13 protein-coding genes are annotated in these 21122 nt (G+C 71.9%); 7 read left to right on the top strand and 6 right to left on the bottom strand.

Annotated elements, in window-relative coordinates:
* The first annotated feature begins 90 nt into the window (after positions 1 to 90).
* From G4D87_RS05140 to G4D87_RS05130, 3 genes are read left to right on the top strand one after another with little or no spacing between them, the layout of a single operon-like run.
* Complete coding sequence (locus G4D87_RS05140; protein WP_163779535.1) at positions 91 to 1230, top strand: class I SAM-dependent rRNA methyltransferase; 1140 nt, start codon at positions 91 to 93, stop codon at positions 1228 to 1230.
* Positions 1231 to 1277: 47 nt separating this feature from the next.
* Complete coding sequence (locus G4D87_RS05135; RefSeq protein ID WP_163779533.1) at positions 1278 to 2729, top strand: OB-fold nucleic acid binding domain-containing protein; 1452 nt, start codon at positions 1278 to 1280, stop codon at positions 2727 to 2729.
* A gap of 8 nt (positions 2730 to 2737) precedes the next feature.
* The gene (locus tag G4D87_RS05130) at positions 2738 to 4720 is read left to right on the top strand and encodes an HD domain-containing phosphohydrolase (protein WP_163779531.1); all 1983 of its coding nucleotides are present in this window, start codon (positions 2738 to 2740) and stop codon (positions 4718 to 4720) included.
* Here the strand turns inward: G4D87_RS05130 and G4D87_RS05125 are convergent.
* From G4D87_RS05125 to metG, 3 genes are read right to left on the bottom strand one after another with little or no spacing between them, the layout of a single operon-like run.
* On the bottom strand, positions 4707 to 5483 hold the full coding sequence (locus tag G4D87_RS05125) for a TatD family hydrolase (RefSeq protein WP_163779529.1): 777 nt from the start codon (positions 5481 to 5483) through the stop codon (positions 4707 to 4709). The genes G4D87_RS05130 and G4D87_RS05125 overlap by 14 nt on opposite strands.
* Positions 5480 to 6457: a HEAT repeat domain-containing protein gene (locus G4D87_RS05120; RefSeq protein ID WP_163779527.1), complete on the bottom strand. Its 978-nt coding sequence runs from the start codon at positions 6455 to 6457 to the stop codon at positions 5480 to 5482. The genes G4D87_RS05125 and G4D87_RS05120 overlap by 4 nt, the downstream gene beginning before the upstream one ends.
* Before the next feature lies 1 nt (position 6458).
* On the bottom strand, positions 6459 to 8561 hold the full coding sequence (gene metG, locus G4D87_RS05115) for a methionine--tRNA ligase (RefSeq protein WP_163779524.1): 2103 nt from the start codon (positions 8559 to 8561) through the stop codon (positions 6459 to 6461).
* A gap of 115 nt (positions 8562 to 8676) precedes the next feature.
* Here metG and G4D87_RS05110 point away from each other — a divergent pair, with 115 nt between their 5' ends.
* On the top strand, positions 8677 to 9468 hold the full coding sequence (locus G4D87_RS05110) for an NRDE family protein (protein ID WP_163779522.1): 792 nt from the start codon (positions 8677 to 8679) through the stop codon (positions 9466 to 9468).
* Here G4D87_RS05110 and G4D87_RS05105 read toward each other — a convergent pair.
* From G4D87_RS05105 to holB, 3 genes are read right to left on the bottom strand one after another with little or no spacing between them, the layout of a single operon-like run.
* On the bottom strand, positions 9446 to 9916 hold the full coding sequence (locus G4D87_RS05105) for a hypothetical protein (protein ID WP_163779520.1): 471 nt from the start codon (positions 9914 to 9916) through the stop codon (positions 9446 to 9448). The two genes, G4D87_RS05110 and G4D87_RS05105, sit on opposite strands and share 23 nt — an antisense overlap.
* An 11-nt stretch (positions 9917 to 9927) precedes the next feature.
* Positions 9928 to 11259: a DNA polymerase III subunit delta gene (holA, locus tag G4D87_RS05100; RefSeq protein WP_163779518.1), complete on the bottom strand. Its 1332-nt coding sequence runs from the start codon at positions 11257 to 11259 to the stop codon at positions 9928 to 9930.
* Entirely contained in the window at positions 11256 to 12290 is a 1035-nt protein-coding gene (holB, locus tag G4D87_RS05095) for a DNA polymerase III subunit delta' (RefSeq protein ID WP_163779516.1), read from the bottom strand. Before holB ends, holA begins: the two co-directional genes overlap by 4 nt.
* 82 nt (positions 12291 to 12372) lie before the next feature.
* On the opposite strand from holB, the gene G4D87_RS05090 reads away from it, so the two are divergent.
* From G4D87_RS05090 to G4D87_RS05080, 3 genes are all read left to right on the top strand, one after another.
* Positions 12373 to 13866 carry a mechanosensitive ion channel family protein gene (locus G4D87_RS05090; protein WP_240358023.1) on the top strand — a complete coding sequence of 498 codons (1494 nt, stop codon included), beginning with the start codon at positions 12373 to 12375 and terminating at the stop codon, positions 13864 to 13866.
* A 128-nt stretch (positions 13867 to 13994) separates the two neighbouring features.
* Positions 13995 to 20258 (top strand): type I polyketide synthase, encoded by a 6264-nt coding sequence (locus G4D87_RS05085; RefSeq protein ID WP_163779513.1) that lies wholly within the window; start codon positions 13995 to 13997, stop codon positions 20256 to 20258.
* Positions 20240 to 21109 carry an alpha/beta hydrolase family protein gene (locus G4D87_RS05080; RefSeq protein ID WP_240358022.1) on the top strand — a complete coding sequence of 290 codons (870 nt, stop codon included), beginning with the start codon at positions 20240 to 20242 and terminating at the stop codon, positions 21107 to 21109. The genes G4D87_RS05085 and G4D87_RS05080 overlap by 19 nt, the downstream gene beginning before the upstream one ends.
* Positions 21110 to 21122: the final 13 nt, after the last annotated feature.

Raw genomic sequence — 21122 nt, 5'->3', positions numbered from 1 at the left:
GCCATCCACGGGCCAGCACCCCATGTTCTCCCCTGGCAGCACGCCCCGGGGCGCCGGTGCCCTCGGGTCGCCGCGAGAGGAGAACCCATCGTGCTCAGCACCTTTTTGTCCCGCGACGCCGCCCGCCGACTCCGCCATGGCGCGCCGTGGTTGCGCCGGGAAGACATCGTCTCCATGGAAGGCACGCCGCAGCCCGGCGAGCCCGTGCAGCTCCGGGACGAGGACGGCTCGGTGCTGGGCCTGGGTGACGTGGACCTGGACGCGTCCTACGCGGTGCGCCGGCTCGGCCAGCCGGACGAGGTGGTGGAGGGACTCATCCCGCGCCATCTCCGCCACGCCTTCGAGCGGCGGGGCCGGCTGGTGGACGACCCGCGCTTCTGCCGCGTCGTCAACGATGACGGAGACGGCCTGCCCGGCCTCATCGTGGACCGCTATGACACCCACTACGTGGTGCAGACGCTCACCCGCGCCATGGACGCGCGCCATGAGGAGCTGACGCGCGCGCTGGTGGAGGTGGCGGGCGCGGGCTCCGTCCTGCTGCGCAACGACACCCTTCGCCGGAAGGCGCTGGGGCTGCCCACGCAGCGCCCCCATGTCCTCTACGGCACCCCACCCCGCTGGTGCCGGCTGCTGGAGCTGGGGGCCCGCTTCACCGTGGACCTCACCTACGGCCAGGGCACGGGCTACGCGTATGACCAGCGCGAGGTCCGCCGCTTCGTGGCGCGCATGGCCCAGGGCTCGCGCGTGCTGGACGCGTGCTGCAACGTGGGTGGGCTCTTCGTCCACGCGGGTGTGCATGGCGCCCGGCACGTGCTCGCCTTCGACGCCAACGCGGACGCCGCGGACCTGGCGCGGGAGAACGCGGAGGCCAACGGCCTGCTGGGCCGGGTGACGGTGGAGACGGGCAAGCCCCTCCAGGTCCTGCGTGCGGTGCGCGACACCTTCGACCTGGTCCTCCTGGACACACCGGCCGTGGCGACAGACGAGGAATTCGTGGAGTTGCTGCGTCACGCGCTTCGCAGGACGCGCCACGGTGGCTGGCTGATGGTCACCGGGTACCATCCACCCCTCCCCCAGGACGGCTTCGACGAGCTGGTGGCCACCGCCTGCGAGGGCGAGGCCCGCATCGCCACCCGCCTGGCCCGCCCAGGGCTGCCGCCGGACCACCCGACCCTGGCCGGCTCCCATGGGGCGGAGCACCTCCACGCGGTGGCGTTGGAAGTCAGCTGAAGCCGTCCCCCCGCGCGGCCGCCGGGGTGCTAGTGTCCGCCGCCGCAATGACCAACGAAAACGTGCCCGAGTCCGCGCCCCCCACCCCGGAAGGTTCCGTGGAGACCGTCCGCAAGGTGTATGCGGCCGACCTGCGGGAGAAGGACCGCGTCCATACCGTCTTCCGCGTCACCAAGAAGGAGAAGGTGACCGCCCGCAGTGGCAAGGTGTTCGTCGCCGCCACGCTCGTCGACAAGAGTGGCGAGGTGGACGCGCGCATCTTCGACAACGTCGACGCGCTCGAGCCCGTCTTCCAGCCGGGTGACTTCGTGCTCGTCCAGGGCAACGTCATCCAGTTCCACGGCCGCTCCCAGATTGTCGTCGAGGCCGTGGAGCGCCTGGACCCCGAGCCCCTGGACCCCAAGGAGTTCGAGCCGCCCCCGGCGCCGCCCGCCGCCGAGGCGAAGCCCGCGCCGGAGGCCAAGGCCGCCCCGGAGGCCAGGCCTGAGAAGCCCGAGAAGGCCGACAAGGGCGAGGCCCGCGGCAACGAGGGCCCGGGTGGCGCGCGCGCCGCCGGCCTCATCCGGGAGATGGTCACCGAGCGCATCGGCGACACGTTCGTGAAGCAGCTGCTGCTGGCCTTCCTGGACGACCCGAAGATTGCAGCCGGCCTGCCGGTGGCCCAGGGCGCCCGGGGCACGCACCACGCGTGGCGCGGCGGACTGGCGGAGCACCTCCTGTCGGTGATGCGGCTGACGCTCCGCGTGGCGGACCAGTACCCCATGGCGGACCGCGACCTGCTGCTGGCCGGCGCGCTGCTGCAGCAGGTGATGAAGGCGGCGGACGCCGCCGAGTCCTCCGACGAGGGCCGGCTGGTGGGCAACCTGGTCCTGACGGCGCAGAAGCTGCGCGAGAAGGCGCTGGCCATCCCCGGCTTCCCGCCGCTGCTGGAGCAGCACCTCACGCACCTGGTCATCTCCCAGCACGGCGACGCGCAGCACGGCAGCCCGAAGTCGCCGGTGACGCAGGAGGCGCAGATTGTCCACTCGCTGGAGTCGCTGGACGCGCGCATCGCCTCGTGGCTGGAGGCCATGCAGCGCGACTCGCACGACAAGTGGACGGACGTGGTGCGCCCCTACGAGCGCCAGCTGTGGAAGGGCCCCTCGCCCACCTCGCGGGGCCGCGCCCCGGTGGAGGGCGGTGGCCGCCGCAAGGGCCGCGAGGAGAAGCGCAAGGCCCGGGCGGAGAAGCCGCAGCAGCCGGGCACTCCGGCCGAGGGCGCCCCGCAGCAGGAGCAGGCCCCGCGCCCGCCGCGCAAGGAGCGTCCGCCCCGTGAGGAGCGCTCGCGGGAGGAGCGTCCGCCTCGCGAGGACCGCCCGCCCCGTCCGCCCCGCGAGGAGCGTCCGCCGCGTGACGCGAACTCGCTGCCCAAGGAGCTGACCTTCAAGCCGTTCAGCGCGCTGACGTCGGCACCGCCCGAGTCCGGCAACAAGGGCGGCGAGGGTTCTTCGGAGAGCTGAGGCAGCACATGGCGAAGAGGTTGGGAGAGCGCCTCATCGAGGCGGGACTCGTCAACGCCGGGGCCGTGGAACAGGCCCTGGAGCACCAGAAAATCACCGGCCACAAGGTCGGTGATTGTCTGGTGGAGCTGGGACTGCTCCAGGAAGCGGCGCTGCTGCGCTTCCTGGCGGCGGAGTTCCAGACGCGCTTCGTCAGCGCGGACAAGCTGGCGAAGGCGCGCATCGCCACCGAGGTGCTGGACCGGCTCCCGGTGCGCCTCGCCGAGGCGCAGAACGTGCTGCCGCTGGCGGTGGACCCGGAGCGCAAGCTGCTCTCCGTGGTCGCCGCCGAGCCGCAGAACAAGTCGCTGATGGACGAGATTGCCCTCGTCACGGGCATGTCGGAGGTCTACGCGTACGTGGGCCTGCGCAGCGCCATCTCCGCCGCCATCCGCAAGCACTACTACGGCGACCCCACCGCCTTCGCCGCGCTGCTGGAGGGCGCCAACGCGCAGGGACAGGCCCCGGCCGCGCCGTCCCGCACGGGCGCGCCGGAGCACGGGCGCACCAACGCGGGCAGCGGCACCGGGACGGGCGCGGGCCAGCGGGGCGGGCTCAGCCTCAGCTTCCGCGTGGAGACGGACGCGCGGATGCGGCTGCAGCGCGGCAGCAGCACCGGCACCCCGGCCGTCCGCCCGTCCACCCAGCGACGCGAGCCCGGCGGCCCGCGCGGGCTGGTCAGTGACAGCGACTACGTGGAGACGCTGGGCATCATGGTCGGCCTGCTGGAGCAGGACCGGCAGCGCCACCGGGGACACTCCGCGCAGCTGGCGCGGCAGGCTGGCATCGTGGGCCAGCGCATGGGCATGCCCCACAAGGAGCTGGCCGCGCTGTCCATCGCCGCGTACCTGCATGATTTGGGCAAGCCGGCGGAGCGGCACTTCTCGCTGGCGAGCAACGCCGTCAACCCGGAGTGGAAGGCGCAGGCGAAGCAGGCCTGCCGCGTCCCCACCCGCATGTTCGAGACGGTGCACCTTCCCGCGCAGACGAACACCATCCTCGCGCAGATGTACGAAGCCTGGGACGGCTCTGGTACGCCCCAGGGCGCCAAGGGCGAGGACATCACCCTGGGCGCGCGCATCCTCGCCGCGGTGGACAGCTTCCTGGAGCTGACGAAGAACCCGGGCAACGCCCTGGGCCGCGTGCTGCCCAAGGAGCAGGCCCTGGAGCACCTGCGCAAGTACGCGGGCGTGCTCTATGACCCGGTGGTGGCGGACATCGTCATCCAGCTCCAGAGCGGTGAGCTGCTGCGCCACCGGCTGGCGAGCGAAGGCCGCCAGGTGCTCGTGGTGGAGCCGGACGAGACGGCGCGCGGCGAGCTGCTGGAGGCGGTGCTGAAGCAGGGGCTGGTGGCGCACGCGCTGTCCACCGTCGAGGGCGCGCAGGACGGGCTGGCGCGGCAGGACTGCGACGTGCTGGTGGTGAGCCTGCGGCTGGGCCAGCAGGATGTCATGGACCTGCTGGAGCAGGCCCGCTCGGCGCCGGAGACGGCGGGGCTGCCCATCGCGGTGGTGGGCGAGCCCGACAATGCCACGAAGGAGCGCCTGCTCATGGCGGGCGCCACGGACGTGCTGTCGCCCGCGGACAAGCCCGCCATCGCGAAGACGGTGCAGGCCCTCTTCGACGACCGGGTGCAGCACAACGGCCCGGGGCGCGTGGTGCGTGGCAGCTTCGACGAGCTTCCCCCGCGCGAGCTGCTGCGCACGCTGGGCGGTGGCCACAAGAGCGGCCGGCTCAACCTGCGCCAGCACACGCTGGAGGGCTACCTGCACCTGGAGCGAGGCCGCGTCGTCTTCGCGTCCTTCGGTGGCCACTCCGGAGAGCCCGCCCTGCAGGCCCTGCTGAAGCTGAAGCAGGCGGACTTCCAGTACGACCCGGACGCGTTGCTGCTGGACGTGCCGCAGATGGACCAGGACCTCGCGGCCCTGGCCGGCGGCCTCAACGCAGGTTGAGGTTGAAGAGGGCGGCGGCGTTGGCGGTGGTGACAGCGGCCACCTCCTCCAGCGTCACGCCCTTGAGCTCGGCGACCTTCTTCGCCGTCTCCACCACGTGCGAGGGCTGGTTCTTCCGCCCTCGGTGCGGCACCGGAGCCAGGTACGGGCTGTCCGTCTCCACCATCAGCCTGTCCAACGGCGCGAAGCGCACCGCGTCCTGGAGCGCCTCCGTCTTCTTGTAGGTGATGACGCCTGACAGCGACAGCAGGAAGCCCCGGTCCAGGTAGCGCCGCGCCGCGTCCGTGTCGCCGGTGAAGCAGTGGATGACGCCCTTCGCCACGCCCGTCTCGCCCAGAATCGCGTCGCAGTCGTCATGCGCGTCGCGCACGTGCACCACCAGCGGCTTGCCCAGCCGGAGCGCCAGCGCGCACTGCCGCCGGAAGACCTCCGCCTGCGCCTCGCGCGGTGAGTGCTCGTAGTAGTAGTCCAGGCCCGCCTCTCCCACCGCCCGGACCTCGGGACGCGCGCAGGTGCGCTCCAGCGTGGCCAGGTCCTCCTCGGTGGCCCGCGCCGCCTCGTGCGGGTGGATGCCCAGCGTGGGCGACAGGAACTCCGGGTGCGCCGCCGCCACCTCCAGCGCGTTGCCCCAGTTGCCCGGGCCGTGGAACTGGCCCACCACGACGGCGTGGACCAGCCCCGCCGCGCGCGCCGCGTCCAGCACGGCCATGACGTCCGGGTAGTCCTTCACCTCGAGGTGACAGTGGGCGTCGACGAATCTCATGGCTCCTCCTGCAGCAGCTCTTCCAGCTCGGCGCGGGCCTCTGGTGAGGGAAAGCTACTCACCGCGTCGCGAACGGCCTTGCGCGCCTCCGGCCCGCCCAGGCGCCACAGCCCATCCGCGGCATCCAGCCGGCTGTCCTCGGAGGCCTGCGTGTCCTGGAGCAACCCGACCAGCCAGGGCAGCGCCCGCGCATCCCCCAGCCGGCCCAGGCCCCGCGCGGCCGCGCCCCGGCAGGGGTCCTTCACGTCGTCCAGGACTTCCTTCAACCGCTCCAGCGCGCCGGGCACCTTCACCTCGCCGCACAGCTCCACGGCCAGGGCCCGGTCCGGGCTCCACCGCTTCTTCGCCATCCGCTGGAGGAGGTACGTCGCGCCGTCCGCGTCCCCCAGCTTCGCCAGCACCCCGGCGGCCTGCGTCTTGTCGAAGGCGGGCAGGAGCCAACGGCCGAACAGCTTCTTCACGTGGGGCAGCGCGCGCGCGTCGCCCAGCTCCGCCAGCGCGCCCAGGGCCCGGAAGCGCAGCAGGTCCGCGTCCAGCGCCTCCAGCAACACCTCCAGGCCCGCGGCGTGCTGGAGGCTGGCGATGCCGCGTGCCGCCTCGAAGCGGACCTCGAACGTGCCGTCCTCCAGCATGGAGGCCAGCGCGCCGCGCAGCGCCGGCCGGACCAGGTCCGCCATCCGGCCGGTGGCCTCCAGCCGAATCTGCCACTCCTCGTCCCGGAGCCGGTCGATGAGCAGGTCCGGCAGCTCCTCCGGAGGCACCACCACGGAGGCCAGGCTCACCCCCGCGCGGCGCACCTCCACCTGCTTGTCCGCCAACAGCCGGGGGAGCACCTCGAGGAACTCGGCGGCGTGCTCGGGGACCTCCGACGCGAGGTGATACAGCTGAAGCGCGGCCTCCGTCCTGAACGCCGGGCGCTTCTCGCGCTCCAGCGTCAGGAGGGCCCGGTCCCGGTCGGCACGCCAGTCCGTCACCTCACTTCACCTCGCTGCCAGGGGCCACATCGCCCGGGTCGAGCAGCGACAGCTCCTTGCCGCCCGGCCCCGCCGTCAGGAGCATGCCGCGCGACTCGATGCCCTTGAGCTTGCGCGGCTTGAGGTTGGCCACCACCACCACGTTGCGACCGGTGAGCGCCTCGGGAGCGAAGGCCTCCGCGATGCCGGAGACGATGGTGCGCGGGCTCCCCTCGCCCACGTCCACCGTGAGCTTGAGCAGCTTGTCCGCCTTCTGCACCTTCTCCGCGGCCAGCACCTTGCCGGCCTTCAGCACCACCTTGGCGAAGTCGTCGTACTCGATTTCACCCGAGGACTCACCCGCCCCCGGAGGAGCCGGCGTCGCGGCGGGAGCCTCGGCGGGCTTCTTCTCCGCATTGGCGGCCTTGGCCGGCTTGGACTCCGCGGCCTGCGGCGCCGCGGCGCCTTCCGGCAGCTTGATGATGGCGTTGACGCGCTCCTCCTCCAGCCGCGGCAGCAGCGGCTCGGGCGTGCCGATGGGACGGCTGCGCTCCAGCAGCGGGTACTTCGCGCCCTCCAGGGCCTGGAACGACAGCGGCTCCGCGCCGAGCTGGGCGAAGAGCTTCTCCGACAGGCGCGGCGTCACCGGGGCGAGCAGCGCGCCCAGGAGGTAGGCCACGTCCGCGGCGTCGGACAGGTCCGCGCGAGCGACCTCCGCGTCCTTCTTCACCTGGGCCCACGGCGCGGCCGTCTGGAGGAAGCCGTTCGCGGCCGAGGCAATCTCGGTGATGACGCGGATGGCGGACCGGTACTCCAGCTTCTCGAACGCGTCGCGCACCTCCGGCACGCGGGCGAGCGCGGCCTCCACCAGGGCGCGGCCCGGGCCCTCGGCGCGGCCGGGCGCCAGGCGCTTCTCCAGCGGACCGGCCAGCAGCGACAGGGCGCGGTTGGCCAGGTTGCCCACGTTGTTGACCAGCTCGCCATTCACGCGCTGGCGGAAGTCCTTGAGGTTGAGGTCCAGGTCCTCCACGCCCGGGCCCAGGTTGGCCGCGTAGAAGTAGCGCAGGTAGCTGGGGTCCAGGTGGTCCAGGTAGTCGCGCGCCGGCACCATGGTGCCGCGGGTCTTCGACATCTTCTCGCCGTTCACCGTGAGGTGACCGTGGACCTTGATTTCGCTGGGAGTGTGAAGCCCCGCGACGTTGAGCACGGCCGGCCAGAACAGCGCGTGGAAGTAGACGATGTCCTTGCCGATGAAGTGGATGATGCGGGTGTCGGCGTCCGCGGCCCAGTAGTCCAGCGCGCTCTTCGCCTTGCCCGTCTCCTTCGCCCACTTCTCCGTCGTGGCGATGTAGCCGATGGGCGCGTCCAGCCAGACGTAGAAGTACTTGTCCGTCTCACCCGGAATCGCGAAGCCGAAGTAGGGCCCGTCGCGGCTGATGTCCCAGTCCGCCAAGCCCTTCTCGAAGAAGCCCTGGAGCTGCGCCGCGAGGCCCGGGTGGATGAAGCCCGGCTTGCGCAGCACCTCCTGGAGGAAGTCCGCGTGCCGCGACAGCTTGAAGAACAAGTGTTCGGAGTGCTTGCGGACCGGGGGCGTGCCGCACAGGGCGCAGCGCGCGTCGATGAGGTCCGTGGGGGCGTAGGCCTTGCCGCACTTCTCACAGGCGTCGCCGTACTGGTCCGTCGCCTTGCAGTTGGGGCAGGTGCCCTTGATGAAGCGGTCCGGCAGGAAGCGGCGGTCCTTCTCGCAGTAGGTCTGCTCGATGTTCCGGCGCTCGATGTCGCCCTGCTCCTTCAGCCGCCCGTAGATGAGCTCCGCGTAGTGGCGGTTCTCCGGCGAGTTGGTGGAGTGGAAGTAGTCGAAGCGGACGTCGAGGTCGCGGAGGTCCCGCTGGTGCTCCTCGTGGAAGCGGGCGATGAACTCCTCGGGCTTGAGGCCCTGCTTCGCCGCGTTCAGCTCGATGGGCGTGCCGTGGGTGTCATCGGCACAGAAGTAGACGACGTCCCTGCCGCACGAGCGGAGGAAACGCACGTAGATGTCGGTCTGCACGTACTCGACGGCGTGGCCGATGTGGAGCGGGCCGTTCGCGTAGGGCAGTGCGCTGGTGACGAGGATTCTCTCCGCCATGGACTCTCCTGAGGGCGGCGGACCTTAGCCGCTCGGATGGCCGAGGTCATCGACGGCGTGAGGGCCGCGGGCTCGAATGCGCCGCGGAGCCGGGGATGTTATCGACCGGATACGCATGTGCACCATCATCATCCTGCGCCACGTCCACCCCGAATGGCCGCTGGTGCTCGCGGCCAACCGGGACGAGTTCTACGGCCGCCCCGCGACCGGCCCCCAGGTGCTCCTGGAGTCCCCGCTCGCCGTGGGCGGCCGGGACGAGGAGCGCGGTGGGACGTGGATGGGTGTAACGCGCGCCGGGCTCTTCGTCGGCCTGACGAACCAGCGGGGCGAGCGAGGCCAGGGGCCGGCCCCTCGCTCGCGGGGCGAGGTGGTGCTGCGCGCCCTCCAGGCGGGCAGCGTGGACGCCGTGGACCGCTACCTGGAGACCCTGCCCGGCGACGAGTTCATGCCCTTCAACATCCTCTATGGGGACGCCCAGCGGCTGCGCGTGGCGTACGCCCGGAGGACGGACCGGCAGCTGCGGCGGGAGGACGTCCCCCCGGGGGTGCATGTCCTGCCCAATGACGTGCTGAACGCCCCGGAGCTGCCCAAGGTGGAGCGGGCCCGGCTGCTGACGACCGAGGTGGCGAAGAAGCCCTGGCCGGAGCTGGAGGCGGGCTTGAAGGCGGTGCTGTCCGACCCGACCCTTCCCGCCGAGGAGCAGATTCCGCCCCCCGGCGCGGGCGAGGACCTGCCCCGAGACTTCCTGCAACGGCTCCAGGCGCTCTGCATCCATACGCCGCTGTACGGCACGCGCTCGTCGGCCGTGGTGGCGCTGGCGCCGGGGCGCGTCGGGCACTACCTCGCCTCGGACACGGCGCCTTGTCAGGGGCCGTGGAAGGACGTCACGGGGCTGCTGTCGGCGTAGCCGGGCCGTGCTCGCCCACGATGACGCGGGCCCGCCCGTCCATGGAGAGCTTCACCTCCTCCACGGTGGTAAAGCCGGACTCGCGAGCCAGCTCCGCCAGGTGCCGCATCCACGGGTTGTAGGGCATGCCGTTGTCCGAGCAGCACGGCACCACGGCGAAGGGCAGCCGGTGCGCCGCCGCGTACTGGATGATGATGCGGGTGGCGCCGTCCGGGTGCATGCCCACCACCAGCTCCGCCTCGCACGGCTCCTCCAGCGTGAAGATGCGCTGGGCATAGGTGACGGGCAGGTGCTTGTGCCGCAAGTCGAACGTGGTGACGGCGCGGCCCCGCTTCGTCAGCGCCTCGTTGAGCTTCCCCTGCCCGCCCGCCACGTCGAAGACGCGCGGCGCGTGGAAGCGCTCCACCAGGAAGTCCGCGAAGAGGTCGAAACGACGCTTGTCCGCCATGTGCGCCTCCTCTAACCCGCGCCGTGCTGGCGCACACACACCGTGGCCAGCAGCCGCTCGATGACCAGCCGGCCGTTCGCCGAGGACTTCAGCGCCAGGTCCGCCTCGGCGCAGGCCACCAGCGCGCCCAGGAGCTCCCGCCGCTCGTAGCCCGCCGCAGCCTTCATGCTGAACGTGAGCGCCCACGCGTTGGGCATCTTCCGCTTGCTGCCCTTCAGCTCCGCCTCCAGCCGGGGGAAGACGCGCGCCTCCACGTCCTTCGCGGTGCGAGGCGGATTGCCTCCCGCGTAGCGCCACAGCCACTCATGGCTCTCCAGCAGGCCCCGGACGATGGAGGCCACCGCGCCCAGGAGCTGCAACGCGTGCGTCCCCTGCCCCATGGCGTCATTCGCGTAGGACAGCGCCCCGCTGAAGTCGCGCTTCTGGAGCGCCTCGGACAGCTCGAAGAACTCCTCCTCGCGCGCGTGGTGGACCAGCGCGGCCACGTCCGCCCGCTCAATCGCGGGCCCCTCCGAATACGTGGCCAGCTTCTCCAGCTCCGACTGGAGCAGCCGGATGTTCCCGCCGATGCGCTCCTTGAGCTCCTCCAGCGCGCCGGGCCCCAGCTTCTTCTTGAAGGGCGCCAGGAACTCCTTGGCGATGCCGGTCAGGTCCAGGTCCTTGTGACGCGCCGCCACCTTCCGCTCGACGACGAAGCCCTTGTCGTGGGCCAGCTTCACCAGCGGATTCTTGGCGTCCACGTCGGACGCGGCCAGCACCAGCGCATGGCCCGCCGGCACGCCCTTCTGGATGAGGTCCAGCAGCACCGACGCGTCCCCCTCCGGCGCGGAGATGCGCTCCTCGCGGCAGAAGGCGGCCGCCTCCTTGAGGAAGGCCACGTCCGCGTCGGCCAGCTCCACGTTGAGCTCGTCCTTCCACTGCTCCACGGACGGCGCCCCGGAGGTGCCCGGGTCCAGCTGCTCCACGCCCCAGCCCGCGCGGGCCGCCAGCGCCAGCAGCCGCCGCGCGCCTTCCTTCCGCTTGCCCGCCTTCCACGCCTCGCGCGCCTTGCCCAGTGCGTCCCCTCGTCCCTTCTTGGGCGCCAGGAACTCCGGGTCCCTGACGAGCACCACCTTGCGTCCGGGGAACAGCGGCAGCGTGGCCAGCTCCTGCGCCACCTCGCGCGGGCTGCCCGCGTCCAGCACGGCCAGGTTGAGGCCCATGGCCGCGTCCGGGACGAGCAGCTTCACCAGCTCGTCGGCGCCCTTGCGGACCAGGAACTCCTCGCCCACCAGCAGGTACACCGGGGCGACCTTGCCCCCCTTCACGCTGGCCAGCACGTCATCCAAATCACTGGCGCTCATCGCGACGTCTCCGTGAACAGGTCGATGAGCATCCGCTCCATCTGAAGCCGGGGCGCGCCGTTCCGGGCGATGCCCGCGCGCGCCGCCTCCATCAACGAATGCCGGCGGTGCAGGAGGATGTCGGACGTGCGGCCGGCGACCTGCCGGGCCAGGTCCACCAGGTCGCGGTTGGCCAGCCCCGACTCCAGGCCCGCCTTCACCAGCGCCACGTCGCGCGTCCACAGCGCCAGCAGCTCCAGGGTGCTCTCCGCCTCCTCGCGCGAGCCGCCATGGGCCTCCGCGAAGCGCAGCAGGCCGACGGCGTCCTCGCCGCGCAGGGCCTCGAAGGCGGTGACGATGTCCTTGCGCCGCGACAGCGCCGCCACGTCCAGCGCCATGGCCCGGCCCAGGCTGCCGCCCGCCATGACGGCGGCGAGCTTGGCCGTCTCCGCGTCCAGCTTCCGCGCCTCGGCCACGCGCTGGGCCACCAGGTCCACCGGCAGCGGACCGAAGTGCACCTTGCCGCACCGGCTGCGGATGGTGGGCAGCAGCCGGTCCACGGCGCTGGCCACCAGGATGAGGGTGGTGTCCGAGGGCGGCTCCTCCAGCGTCTTGAGGAACGCGTTCTGCGCCTGCACGTTCATCGTCTGGGCGGAGACGATGAGCGCCACCTTGCGGCGCGACTCCAGGCCGCGCAGGGCGATGCGCTCCTGGAGCTGGCGCACCTGCTCCACGCGCAGCTCCCGGCTGGGCGTCCCGGTGAAGTCGGACCGGCCCGCCAGTCCTCGGGACACCCGCTCATCATCCGGCATCACCCAGGTGACGTCCGGGTGGAGCCCCCGTGCCACCCGCTGGCAGCTCTCACAGGCGCCGCAGCCCACGTCTGGCTGCTCGGGGCACGTGAGGGCCTGGGCCAGTCCGACGGCCGCCAGCTCCTTGCCCACCCCTTCCGGCCCGGCGAAGAGGTACGCGTGGTGGACCGCGCCGCTGCGCAAGGCCGCCTGGAGGGCGTCCACCGCGCGAGGCTGTCCCAGTACCGTTGCGAGCGTCATGGCGCGTGTATCCCCGCTCACGCGGCACGCGTCAACGGCCGCCTTGACCCCCGTGGAGATGGCGGGAGACATTCCCCCCGCCTTGCTGCCCTTCCTTCAGAGCAACCTGTCCCTGGCCGTGGGTGCGCTGCTCATCGTCGTGCTGATGGGGGTGCGCGCCACCTCCCATGACGCCGACCTGCGGCAGGACTTGAAGAGCGCCGTCCGGCTCCTCATCGCGTTCATCGTGCTCCGGCTGGCCACGTGGGCCCTGCCCGCGACGGCGCCGGAGGGGATGAAGAAGGCGCTCCAGGTCGGCTGGATGCTGATGTTCACCTTTGGTGGCATCCGCGCCAGCGTGGCCCTGGCGCTGAAGCTCATCCGGCTGCGCGCGCCGGCGGTGGGCACGCCGAAAATCCTGCGCAACGTCATCGACTTCACGCTGTACCCCCTGGCGGTGCTGCCGCTGCTGCGCACCGAGTTCAACGTGGACCTGGCGGGCCTGGTGGCCACGTCCGCGGTGCTGTCGGTGGTCATCGGTCTGGCGCTCCAGGAGACGCTGGGCAACCTCTTCGCGGGCCTGTCCCTCCAACTGGACCGCCCCTTCGAGGTCGGCCACTTCATCCGCATCGGCACGCACTCCGGGCGCGTGGTCTTCATCGGCTGGCGCTCCATCCGCCTGTCCAACTTCCGCCGCGAGGTCATCACGCTGCCCAACAGCATGGTGGCCAAGGAGCTGGTCCTCAACTTCACCCAGGACCTGGACCCCGTCGGCATCGACGTGGAGTTCCGCCTGTCGCGGGACGCCCCGCCCAACCAGGTCAAGCACGCGCTGCTGGAGACGATGCGGGAGACGCCCCTCATCCTCCCGGAGCCGTCCCCCATCACTCGCACGTTGAGCTACGAGGAATCCGCCATCCGCTACATGGTGCGCTTCTTCATCGCCGAGTACGGCCAGTCCGACGCGGTGAAGGAGGACCTCCACTCCCGCCTGTGGTACCGGCTGCGCCGGGAGAACATCGAGATTCCCTACGCCCAGCGCACCGTCCACGTGCGGCAGGAGTCGGCGCGCACGGAGCTGTCCGAGGACACCATCCGCGGCCTCCTGGGCGCGGTGGACCTCTTCCAGACGCTGGACACGGGGGAGCTGGACCGGCTGCGCCAGGAGTCGCTGGTGCGCCGCTTCGGCGCCGGCGAGCGCATCATCCAGGAAGGCGACGAGGGCCGGACCTTCTACGTGCTCGCCTCCGGCGAGGTGAGCGTGCGCACGGGGAAGTCCCAGTCGGAAGTCACGCGCCTGGGCCGCGGCAGCTACTTCGGTGAGATGTGCCTGCTGACGGGAGAGCGGCGGTCGGCCACGGTGGTGGCGGTGGAGGACTCATTGCTCCTCGAAATAGACCGGCCCACCTTCGCCCGCCTCTTCGAGGAGTCCCCCGGACTGGCCCGACAGCTCTCCTCCATGCTCGCCCAGCGGCGGACCCAGCTTCGGGCGGTGGCCGAAGCGAGAGGAACGAGCCACGACGCCATTCCCGCCGAGGTCGGCCGTATACTCGGGCGGCTGCGCCAGATATTCGGGCTCAACGCCACACACGAGTAGGCTGAACGCAGCGGGGGGAATGCCGTGACAGACCTCGGGACTCCGGTTCCAAAGCTGGGGCAGGTTCGACCCGCCCCTTCCTATGCTGAATTGAACTGCTGGAAGCGGTACTTTGCAGGGCTACTGTCATGACGGAAGACGTTGAAGGGCTGTCGGATTCTCCAGACATCGCGGTGGTGGGGATGGCCGCGCGACTGCCTGGGGCGCGCGATGTGGACACGTTCTGGCGCCGCGTGCGCGACGGCGTCGAGTCCGTCACGCAGTTCAGCGACGCGCAGCTCCTGAGCGCGGGCGTGGACCCGGCGCTGCTCCAGGACCCGAACTACGTGAAGTCGGGCATGGTGTACGAGGGCCTGGAGGACTTCGACGCGGGCTTCTTCGGCTTCAGCGCGCGCGAGGCGTCCCTCATGGACCCGCAGCACCGCCACTTCCTGGAGGTGTGCTGGGAAGCGCTGGAGCACAGCGGCCATCCGCCGGAGCGCTTCAAGGGGCCCGTGGGCGTGTTCGGCGGCTCGGGCATGAACGCGTACATGCCCTACAACCTCTTCACCAACCCGCAGTTGATGGAGCAGGTGGGCCTGTTCCTGGTGCGGCACACGGGCAACGACAAGGACTTCCTCACCACGCGCGTGTCGTACTGCCTGGACCTGCGCGGGCCCAGCCTCAACGTGCAGACGGCGTGCTCCACGTCGCTCGTCGCCATCCACTCCGCTTGCCAGAGCCTGCTGGCGCGCGAGTGTGATTTGGCGCTGGCGGGCGGCGTCACGCTGGAGCTGCCGCACTACCGCGGCTACCTGTACCAGGAGGGGGAAATCCTCTCACCGGACGGGCACTGCCGCGCGTTCGACCACCGCTCGCAGGGCACGCTCTTCGGCAGCGGCGCGGGCGTCGTCGTGCTGCGCCGCCTGGAGGACGCGCTGGCGGATGGCGACACCATCTACGCGGTGGTGAAGGGCAGCGCGGTGAACAACGACGGCGCGCGCAAGGTGGGCTACCTGGCGCCGTCCGTGGACGGGCAGGCGGACGCCGTGGTGGAGGCGCTCAACGTCTCCGGCATCAGCGCCGACTCCATCGACTACATCGAGTGCCACGGCACCGGCACGCCGGTGGGCGACCCGATTGAAATCACCGCCCTCACCCAGGCCTTCCGCACGCAGACGCAGAAGAGCGGGTTCTGCCGCATCGGCTCGGTGAAGACGAACATCGGCCACCTGGACACGGCCGCGGGCGTGGCGAGCTTCGTCAAGGTCGTCCAGATGCTGCGCCACAAGCAGATGGCGCCCACGCTGCACTTCGAGAAGCCCAACCCTCAAATCGACTTCGCGCGCTCGCCCTTCAGCGTGAACGCCACGCTGCGCGACTGGGCCGCCGCCAAGGGCCGTCCGCGCCGGGCGTCGGTGAACTCGCTGGGCGTGGGCGGCACCAACGCGCACGTCATCCTGGAGGAGGCGCCCGCGCAGCAGCAGACGTCCGCCGCGCGCCCCTTCGAGACGCTGTGGCTGTCCGCGCGTACCCCCGCCGCCCTGGAGCGCGCCGCCCAGCGGCTGGCCACGCGGCTGGGTGAAGCCGACGCGCCGAACCTGGGTGACACCTCCTACACGCTGCTCGCGGGCCGCCGCCGCTTCGCGCACCGGCGCGCCGTGGTGGCGTCGTCGCGCGAGGAGGCCGTGCGCCTGCTGTCGCAGCCGGAGGCCGCGCGGACGGCCCAGGCGCAGACGGAGGCGGAGGGCCGCTCCGTCGTCTTCCTCTTCCCGGGCGGCGGCGCGCAGTACCCGGGCATGGCGAAGGGCCTCTACGAGCAGGAGCCCGTGTTCCGCCGCGCGCTGGATGAGTGCCTGTCGCTGCTCGAACAGCACCAGTCGTTGAAGCTGCGTCCGCTGCTCTTCCCGGAGGCCGGCGCCGAAAAGGAGGCCCGCGCCCAACTGGAGCAGGCCACGTACGCGCTGCCGGCGCTGCTGTCCGTGGAGCTGTCGCTCGCAGCGCTGTGGAAGGCGCGGGGGCTGACGCCGCAGGCCTGCATGGGCCACAGCATGGGCGAGTACGCCTGCGCCCAGCTCAACGGCGTGTTCTCGGTGAAGGACGCGCTGGGCATCGTCGCCTGCCGTGGCCGCCTCTTCGACCAGCTCCCCGCGGGCGCGATGCTCAGCGTGGAGCTGCCCGAGGCGGAGCTGAAGCCGCTGCTGGGCGAGGGCCTGGACCTGGGCGCGCACAACGCGCCGGGGCTGTGCCTGGTCTCCGGTGAAGTGGCCGCCATTGAAGCGTTGGAGGCCCAGCTCAAGGCGCGCGAGGTGGAGGCGCGGCGGCTGCACATCCGCGTGGCCGCGCACTCGCGCATGCTGGAGCCCATCCTCGCGCCCTTCCGTGAGTTCCTGGGCACGGTGCGCTTCTCCAAGCCCACCGGCCCGTGGATCTCCAACGTCACCGGGGCATGGGTGACGCCCGAGGAGGCCACGTCGCCCGACTACTGGGTGCGGCACCTGCGCCAGCCGGTGCGCTTCGCCGAGGGCGCGGGCGTGCTCCTGACGGACAAGGCGCGCGTCTACCTGGAGGTCGGCCCCGGCCAGACGCTGACGCAGCTGTTGCGCGCCCAGGTGGAGAAGCCGCAGGCCGAGCAGTTGGTGCCGTCGCTGCGGCACCCGAACGACACCGTGGCCGACCTGGCGTTCTTCCAGCTCGCGCTCGGCCGCCTCTGGGCCGCGGGCGTGGACCTGGACGCCGCGGCGCTCTTCGACGGCCAGCAGCGGCGCCGCGTGGCGCTGCCCACGTATGCCTTCGAGCGCGAGCGCCACTGGGTGGAGCCGGGCAGCGGCACCTTCATGGCGCGGCGCGAGGGTGAGCGCCCGCTGGTGCGTGAAGAGAACGTGTCGCGCTGGGGCTACGCGCCGCGCTTCCGCGAGCAGGCCGGCGCGGCGCCCGAGGCACCGGCGGAGAACGAGCGCTGGCTCCTCGTGGGCGAGCAGCACCTGCTCATCAGCGAGCTGGCGCGCGAGCTGGCGGCGCGCGGCGCCCAGGTGCTGCGCGCGCTGCCGGGCGAGGTCTTCGGCCGCGCAGACGAGGGGCACTTCACCCTGCGGTTCGATGCGCGCGAGGACTGGGAAGCGCTCTGGGACGCGCTGGGCGCCGAAGGGCGCGTGCCGCCTCGCATCGTGGACGTCACCGCCCGGGACCTGGCCCCGCTCGACTGGGAACGCGCGGTGTCGCGCAACTTCCTGACGCCGCTGGCGCTGATGCAGTCGCTGACCGCTGAATCGCTGCCCCCGGGCCTGCGCTACATGCGGGTGACCCAGGAGGCCCTGCCCGCCGAGGGGCACGCCATGTGCCCCGAGCAGGCGCTCAGCTTCGGTCCGCTGCTCGTGGGTCCCAAGGAGCTCCCCGAGCTCAAGGCCCGCGTGGTGGACCTGCAGCTGGTGGTCAACGTGATGGGCCAGGCGCGGGAGCTCGCGGACGAGCTGCTGCGCCCGGACGTCGAGGCGCCTGTCGCGCTGCGCGGTCGCCGCCGACTGGTGCAGGTGCTGGAGCGGACGGCGCTGGACGAGGGCCCGACGCCGCTGAGAGACCAGGGCGTCTACCTCATCACCGGCGGCCTGGGCGGCATCGGCCGCACGCTCGCCGAGCTCTTCGCGCGCAAGGTGAAGGCCCGGCTCGCGCTGGTGTCTCGGTCGGCGGCCAGTGCGTCGCACGCGGAGCTCCAGCGCACGCTGGAAGGCCTCGGCGCGCAGGTGCTGCTGCTCAAGGCGGACACCACCGACGCCGGCCAGCTGCGCGCGGCCATCGCCCAGGTGCGGGAGCGCTTCGGCGCCTTGCATGGCGTGGTGCACGCGGCGGGCACGCTCGAGGACGGGCCGCTGGAGGCGAAGACGCGCGACTCGGCCCTGCGGGTGCTCGCGCCCAAGGCGCTGGGAGCGCTCGCGCTGGAAGAGGCGCTGCAAGGCGCGGCCCTGGACTTCTTCGTCACCTTCGCGTCGACGAGCGCGTGGCTCGGGCCCCCGGGACAGGTGGACTACGTCGCGGCCAACGCGTACCTGCTTGCCCAGGCCTCGCGGCTGAAGGCCCTGGGCGTCGCGAAGCGCGCGCTCGCGCTGGGCTGGGGCGTCTGGCAGGAGGTCGGCATGGCCGCGGCGCAGCTCGCGCCGCGGTTGCCGCCCGGCGAGTCCGTCAGCCACCCGTTGCTCCAGCGGCGCGTGGAGGCGCCCGAAGGACATCACGTCTTCCGCGCCATCTACGACGCGAAGGCCCACTGGGTGCTGGACGAGCACCGCATGCGCGGCGGAGGCCCCGTCCTCCCCGGCACGGCCTATGTCGAGCTGGCCCGCGCCGCCTGGGCGCTGGCGCGTCCTGGCGAGCCGCTGGCGCTGTCTCAGCTCTCGCTGGTGTCGCCGCTGGACGTTCCGGACGGCGAGGTGCGGGAAGTGGAGCTCGGGCTGGCGCCGGAGGGCGACGGCTTCACCTTCCGCGTGCGCAGCCGCGCGGCCGGCAACGCGTGGACGGAGCACGCCACCGCGCGGCTCCACCCAGCCACGGGCCAGCACCCCGCCGCGCTGGACGTGTCCGCGGCGAAGGCTCGCTGTGGTGAGCGGCCGTTGACCTTCGGCGAGGGCGAGCAGACGCTGCCACAGGACGCGCTCATCGCGTTCGGTCCGCGCTGGAAGGTGCTGCGCGGCGCGGGCTTCGGCACGGGCGAGGCCCTGGGCAGGCTGGAGCTGCCCGGCGCCTACCGCGAGGACCTGTCGACGTACGGGATTCCGCCGGGGCTGCTGGACATCGCCTCCGGCTTCGCCTTCTCCCTGCTCCCCGACGCGGGCCAGCCGGGGAGGCTGCACGTGCCCGTCTCCTACCGGCAGCTCCAGGTCTGGGGGCCCTGGCCCGAGGTGGCGCTGAGCCACGTCCGCGTGCGCCAGGAGGAAGGCCGCGGCGCGCTGCTCGACGTCACGCTCACCGACGCGGACGGGAACGTCTTTTGCGCCATCGAGGGCTACCTCGTCGCGTCCGTCGAGGCGCGGCGCTTCGGCCGCTCGCCGCAGAAGAAGGGCTCACTGCTGGAGAGCTGGCTGCCCCTGGGCATCAAGCCGGCGGAAGGTCAGGACGCCTTCCTGCGCGCGCTCGCCCTGGAGGACACGCCCGCGCTCTTCGTCAGCTCCATGGACCTGCACACCCTCGCGGCCCGCATGCGTCCGAAGCAGGAGGCGAAGCCCGCGGCGGCGGCGGCCACGGCCCAGGCTGGCGCGCCGTCCGGTGTGGCGGCCGTGGACGCCCCACGCGACGACGTGGAGCGCAAGCTGGCGGAGCTGTGGCAGCAGCTGCTCGGCGCGCCGAAGGTGGGGCTCAAGGACAACTTCTTCGAGCTGGGCGGACACTCGCTCATCGCGGTGCGGCTGTTCGCGCGCATCAAGAAGACGCTGGGCGCGGACCTGACGCTGGCCACCCTGTTCGAGGCCCCCACGCTGGAGCAGTGCGCCGCGCTGGTGCGTGAGGCCGCCGGGATTCCCTTCACGCCGGACGCCGCTTTGGGTGACGCGGCGCCGGCCGCGCAGGCCCCGGGCGTCAAGGCGGCGCCGAAGAGCTGGTCGCCGCTGGTCACCATCCAGAAGGGCGGCAAGGCCCTGCCCTTCTTCTGCGTGCACGGCGCGGGCGGCAACGTCCTCAACTTCCGCGAGCTGGCGCAGACGCTCGGCAAGGAGCAGCCCTTCTACGGGCTCCAGGCGCGCGGCGTGGACGGCAAGCTGCCTCCTGCCGACAGCATCGAGGAGATGGCGTCCATCTACCTGGAGGGCATCCGCCAGGTGCAGCCCCACGGACCCTACCTGCTCGGCGGCTACTCCGGCGGCGGCGTGGTCGCCTACGAAATGGCGCAGCGGCTGCGGGCGCTGGGCGAGCCGGTGGCGCTGGTCGCGTTCCTGGACACCTTCCATCCGTCCACCCAGGAGCGGCGCCAGTCCTTCAATGAGCGCCTGCGGGAGCTGCGCCGGGAGGGCGCGGCGCGCTACGTCAGCCGGAAGCTGCGCACCAAGGTGGAGCGCGACGGCACCCGGCTGGTGAGCCAGCTCAAGCTGCGCTGGTACGAGCAGCGCGGCGAAGCGCTGCCCATCGAGCTGCGCAACCTCCAGCTCACCGAGCGCTTCCAGGCCCTGGCCAGCCGCTACGTTCCCAGCCCCTATGCCGGTCCCGTGACGCTGTTCCGCGCGCAGGAGATTCACGCCATCTACGCGCACATGGGGACCAGCCTCGGCTGGGAGCCGCTGGTGCCGGCGCTGAACATCCGCGAGGTGCCGGGCGACCATGACAGCCTGGTGCGCGAGCCCAACGTCCACGTCCTGGGGCGGCTGCTCCGCGAGGCCCTGGACGACGCCCAGCGCGGCGCGCGAGGAGAGGCGCGATGGACTGGTTCGAGGTAAAGACCTCAAGCCGTGAGGCCAGGTGGCTGACGGCCCGGAACGCGACGCCTGCGCTCGCCGTCGTCCTGGTGGTGTGGATACTCATGGTGGGATGGCCTCGATTCGACCCTGAATTCCCCGGCCCGTTCCCGTACACCGGCACACCGCTGACAGCGGCGACGCGGAGCGAGCTGACCTCCGGCGGATGGACCGTCACGGGCCCGGACGCGCCACCCTGGAACCTCGCGCTGACGCGGCCTCCCGCCGCCGGTGAGACGCGATGGCTGGTCTACTTCGGCGGCAACACCCCGGGATACCTCGCCGAGGCGAAGTCCATCCTGCTCTCGCTGGACCAGGGGCGCGGGCTCGGCCTCGCCGCCTTCGCGCCGCCCGGCTTTGACGGTTCACCGGGGGAACCCTCCCCCGAGGCGCTCCGTGACAGCGCCACGAACGCCATGCGCTGGTTGGTGTCGACACACCCCACCGCGGCCCAGGGCATCCATCTCGTGGGCTTCTCCATGGGCAGCATGGCGGCGCTCACCGCTGCCAACACGCTCCACGAGCGGGAGACCCCCGCCAGGGGGCTGGTGCTGTTCGCGCCCTTCCTCCGGATGAAGGTGCGGCCCGCGGGCTTCATGGGCCGTGTCTTCGGACGGCACGAGTACGACAACCGGCCGCTGCTGCGGACCCACGGGCAGTTCCCCACGCTCGTGCTCCATGGCGGGGCGGACAGCGCGCTGCCGCTCGTCCAGGGCGAGCGCGTCAGCCGCGCGCTGGCCGCTCCCCTCAAGGTGTACCCCGACATCGGGCACGCCGACCTTTTGAAGCATCCCCCCGCGCTCGCAGACGCCCGGCAAGGCCTGGGCTTGTGAACCGGGGGCACCC

The organism is Myxococcus vastator (genome assembly GCF_010894475.1).
In the GTDB taxonomy this organism is placed as follows: domain Bacteria; phylum Myxococcota; class Myxococcia; order Myxococcales; family Myxococcaceae; genus Myxococcus; species Myxococcus vastator.
This window is presented reverse-complemented; position numbering and strand designations above follow the sequence as displayed.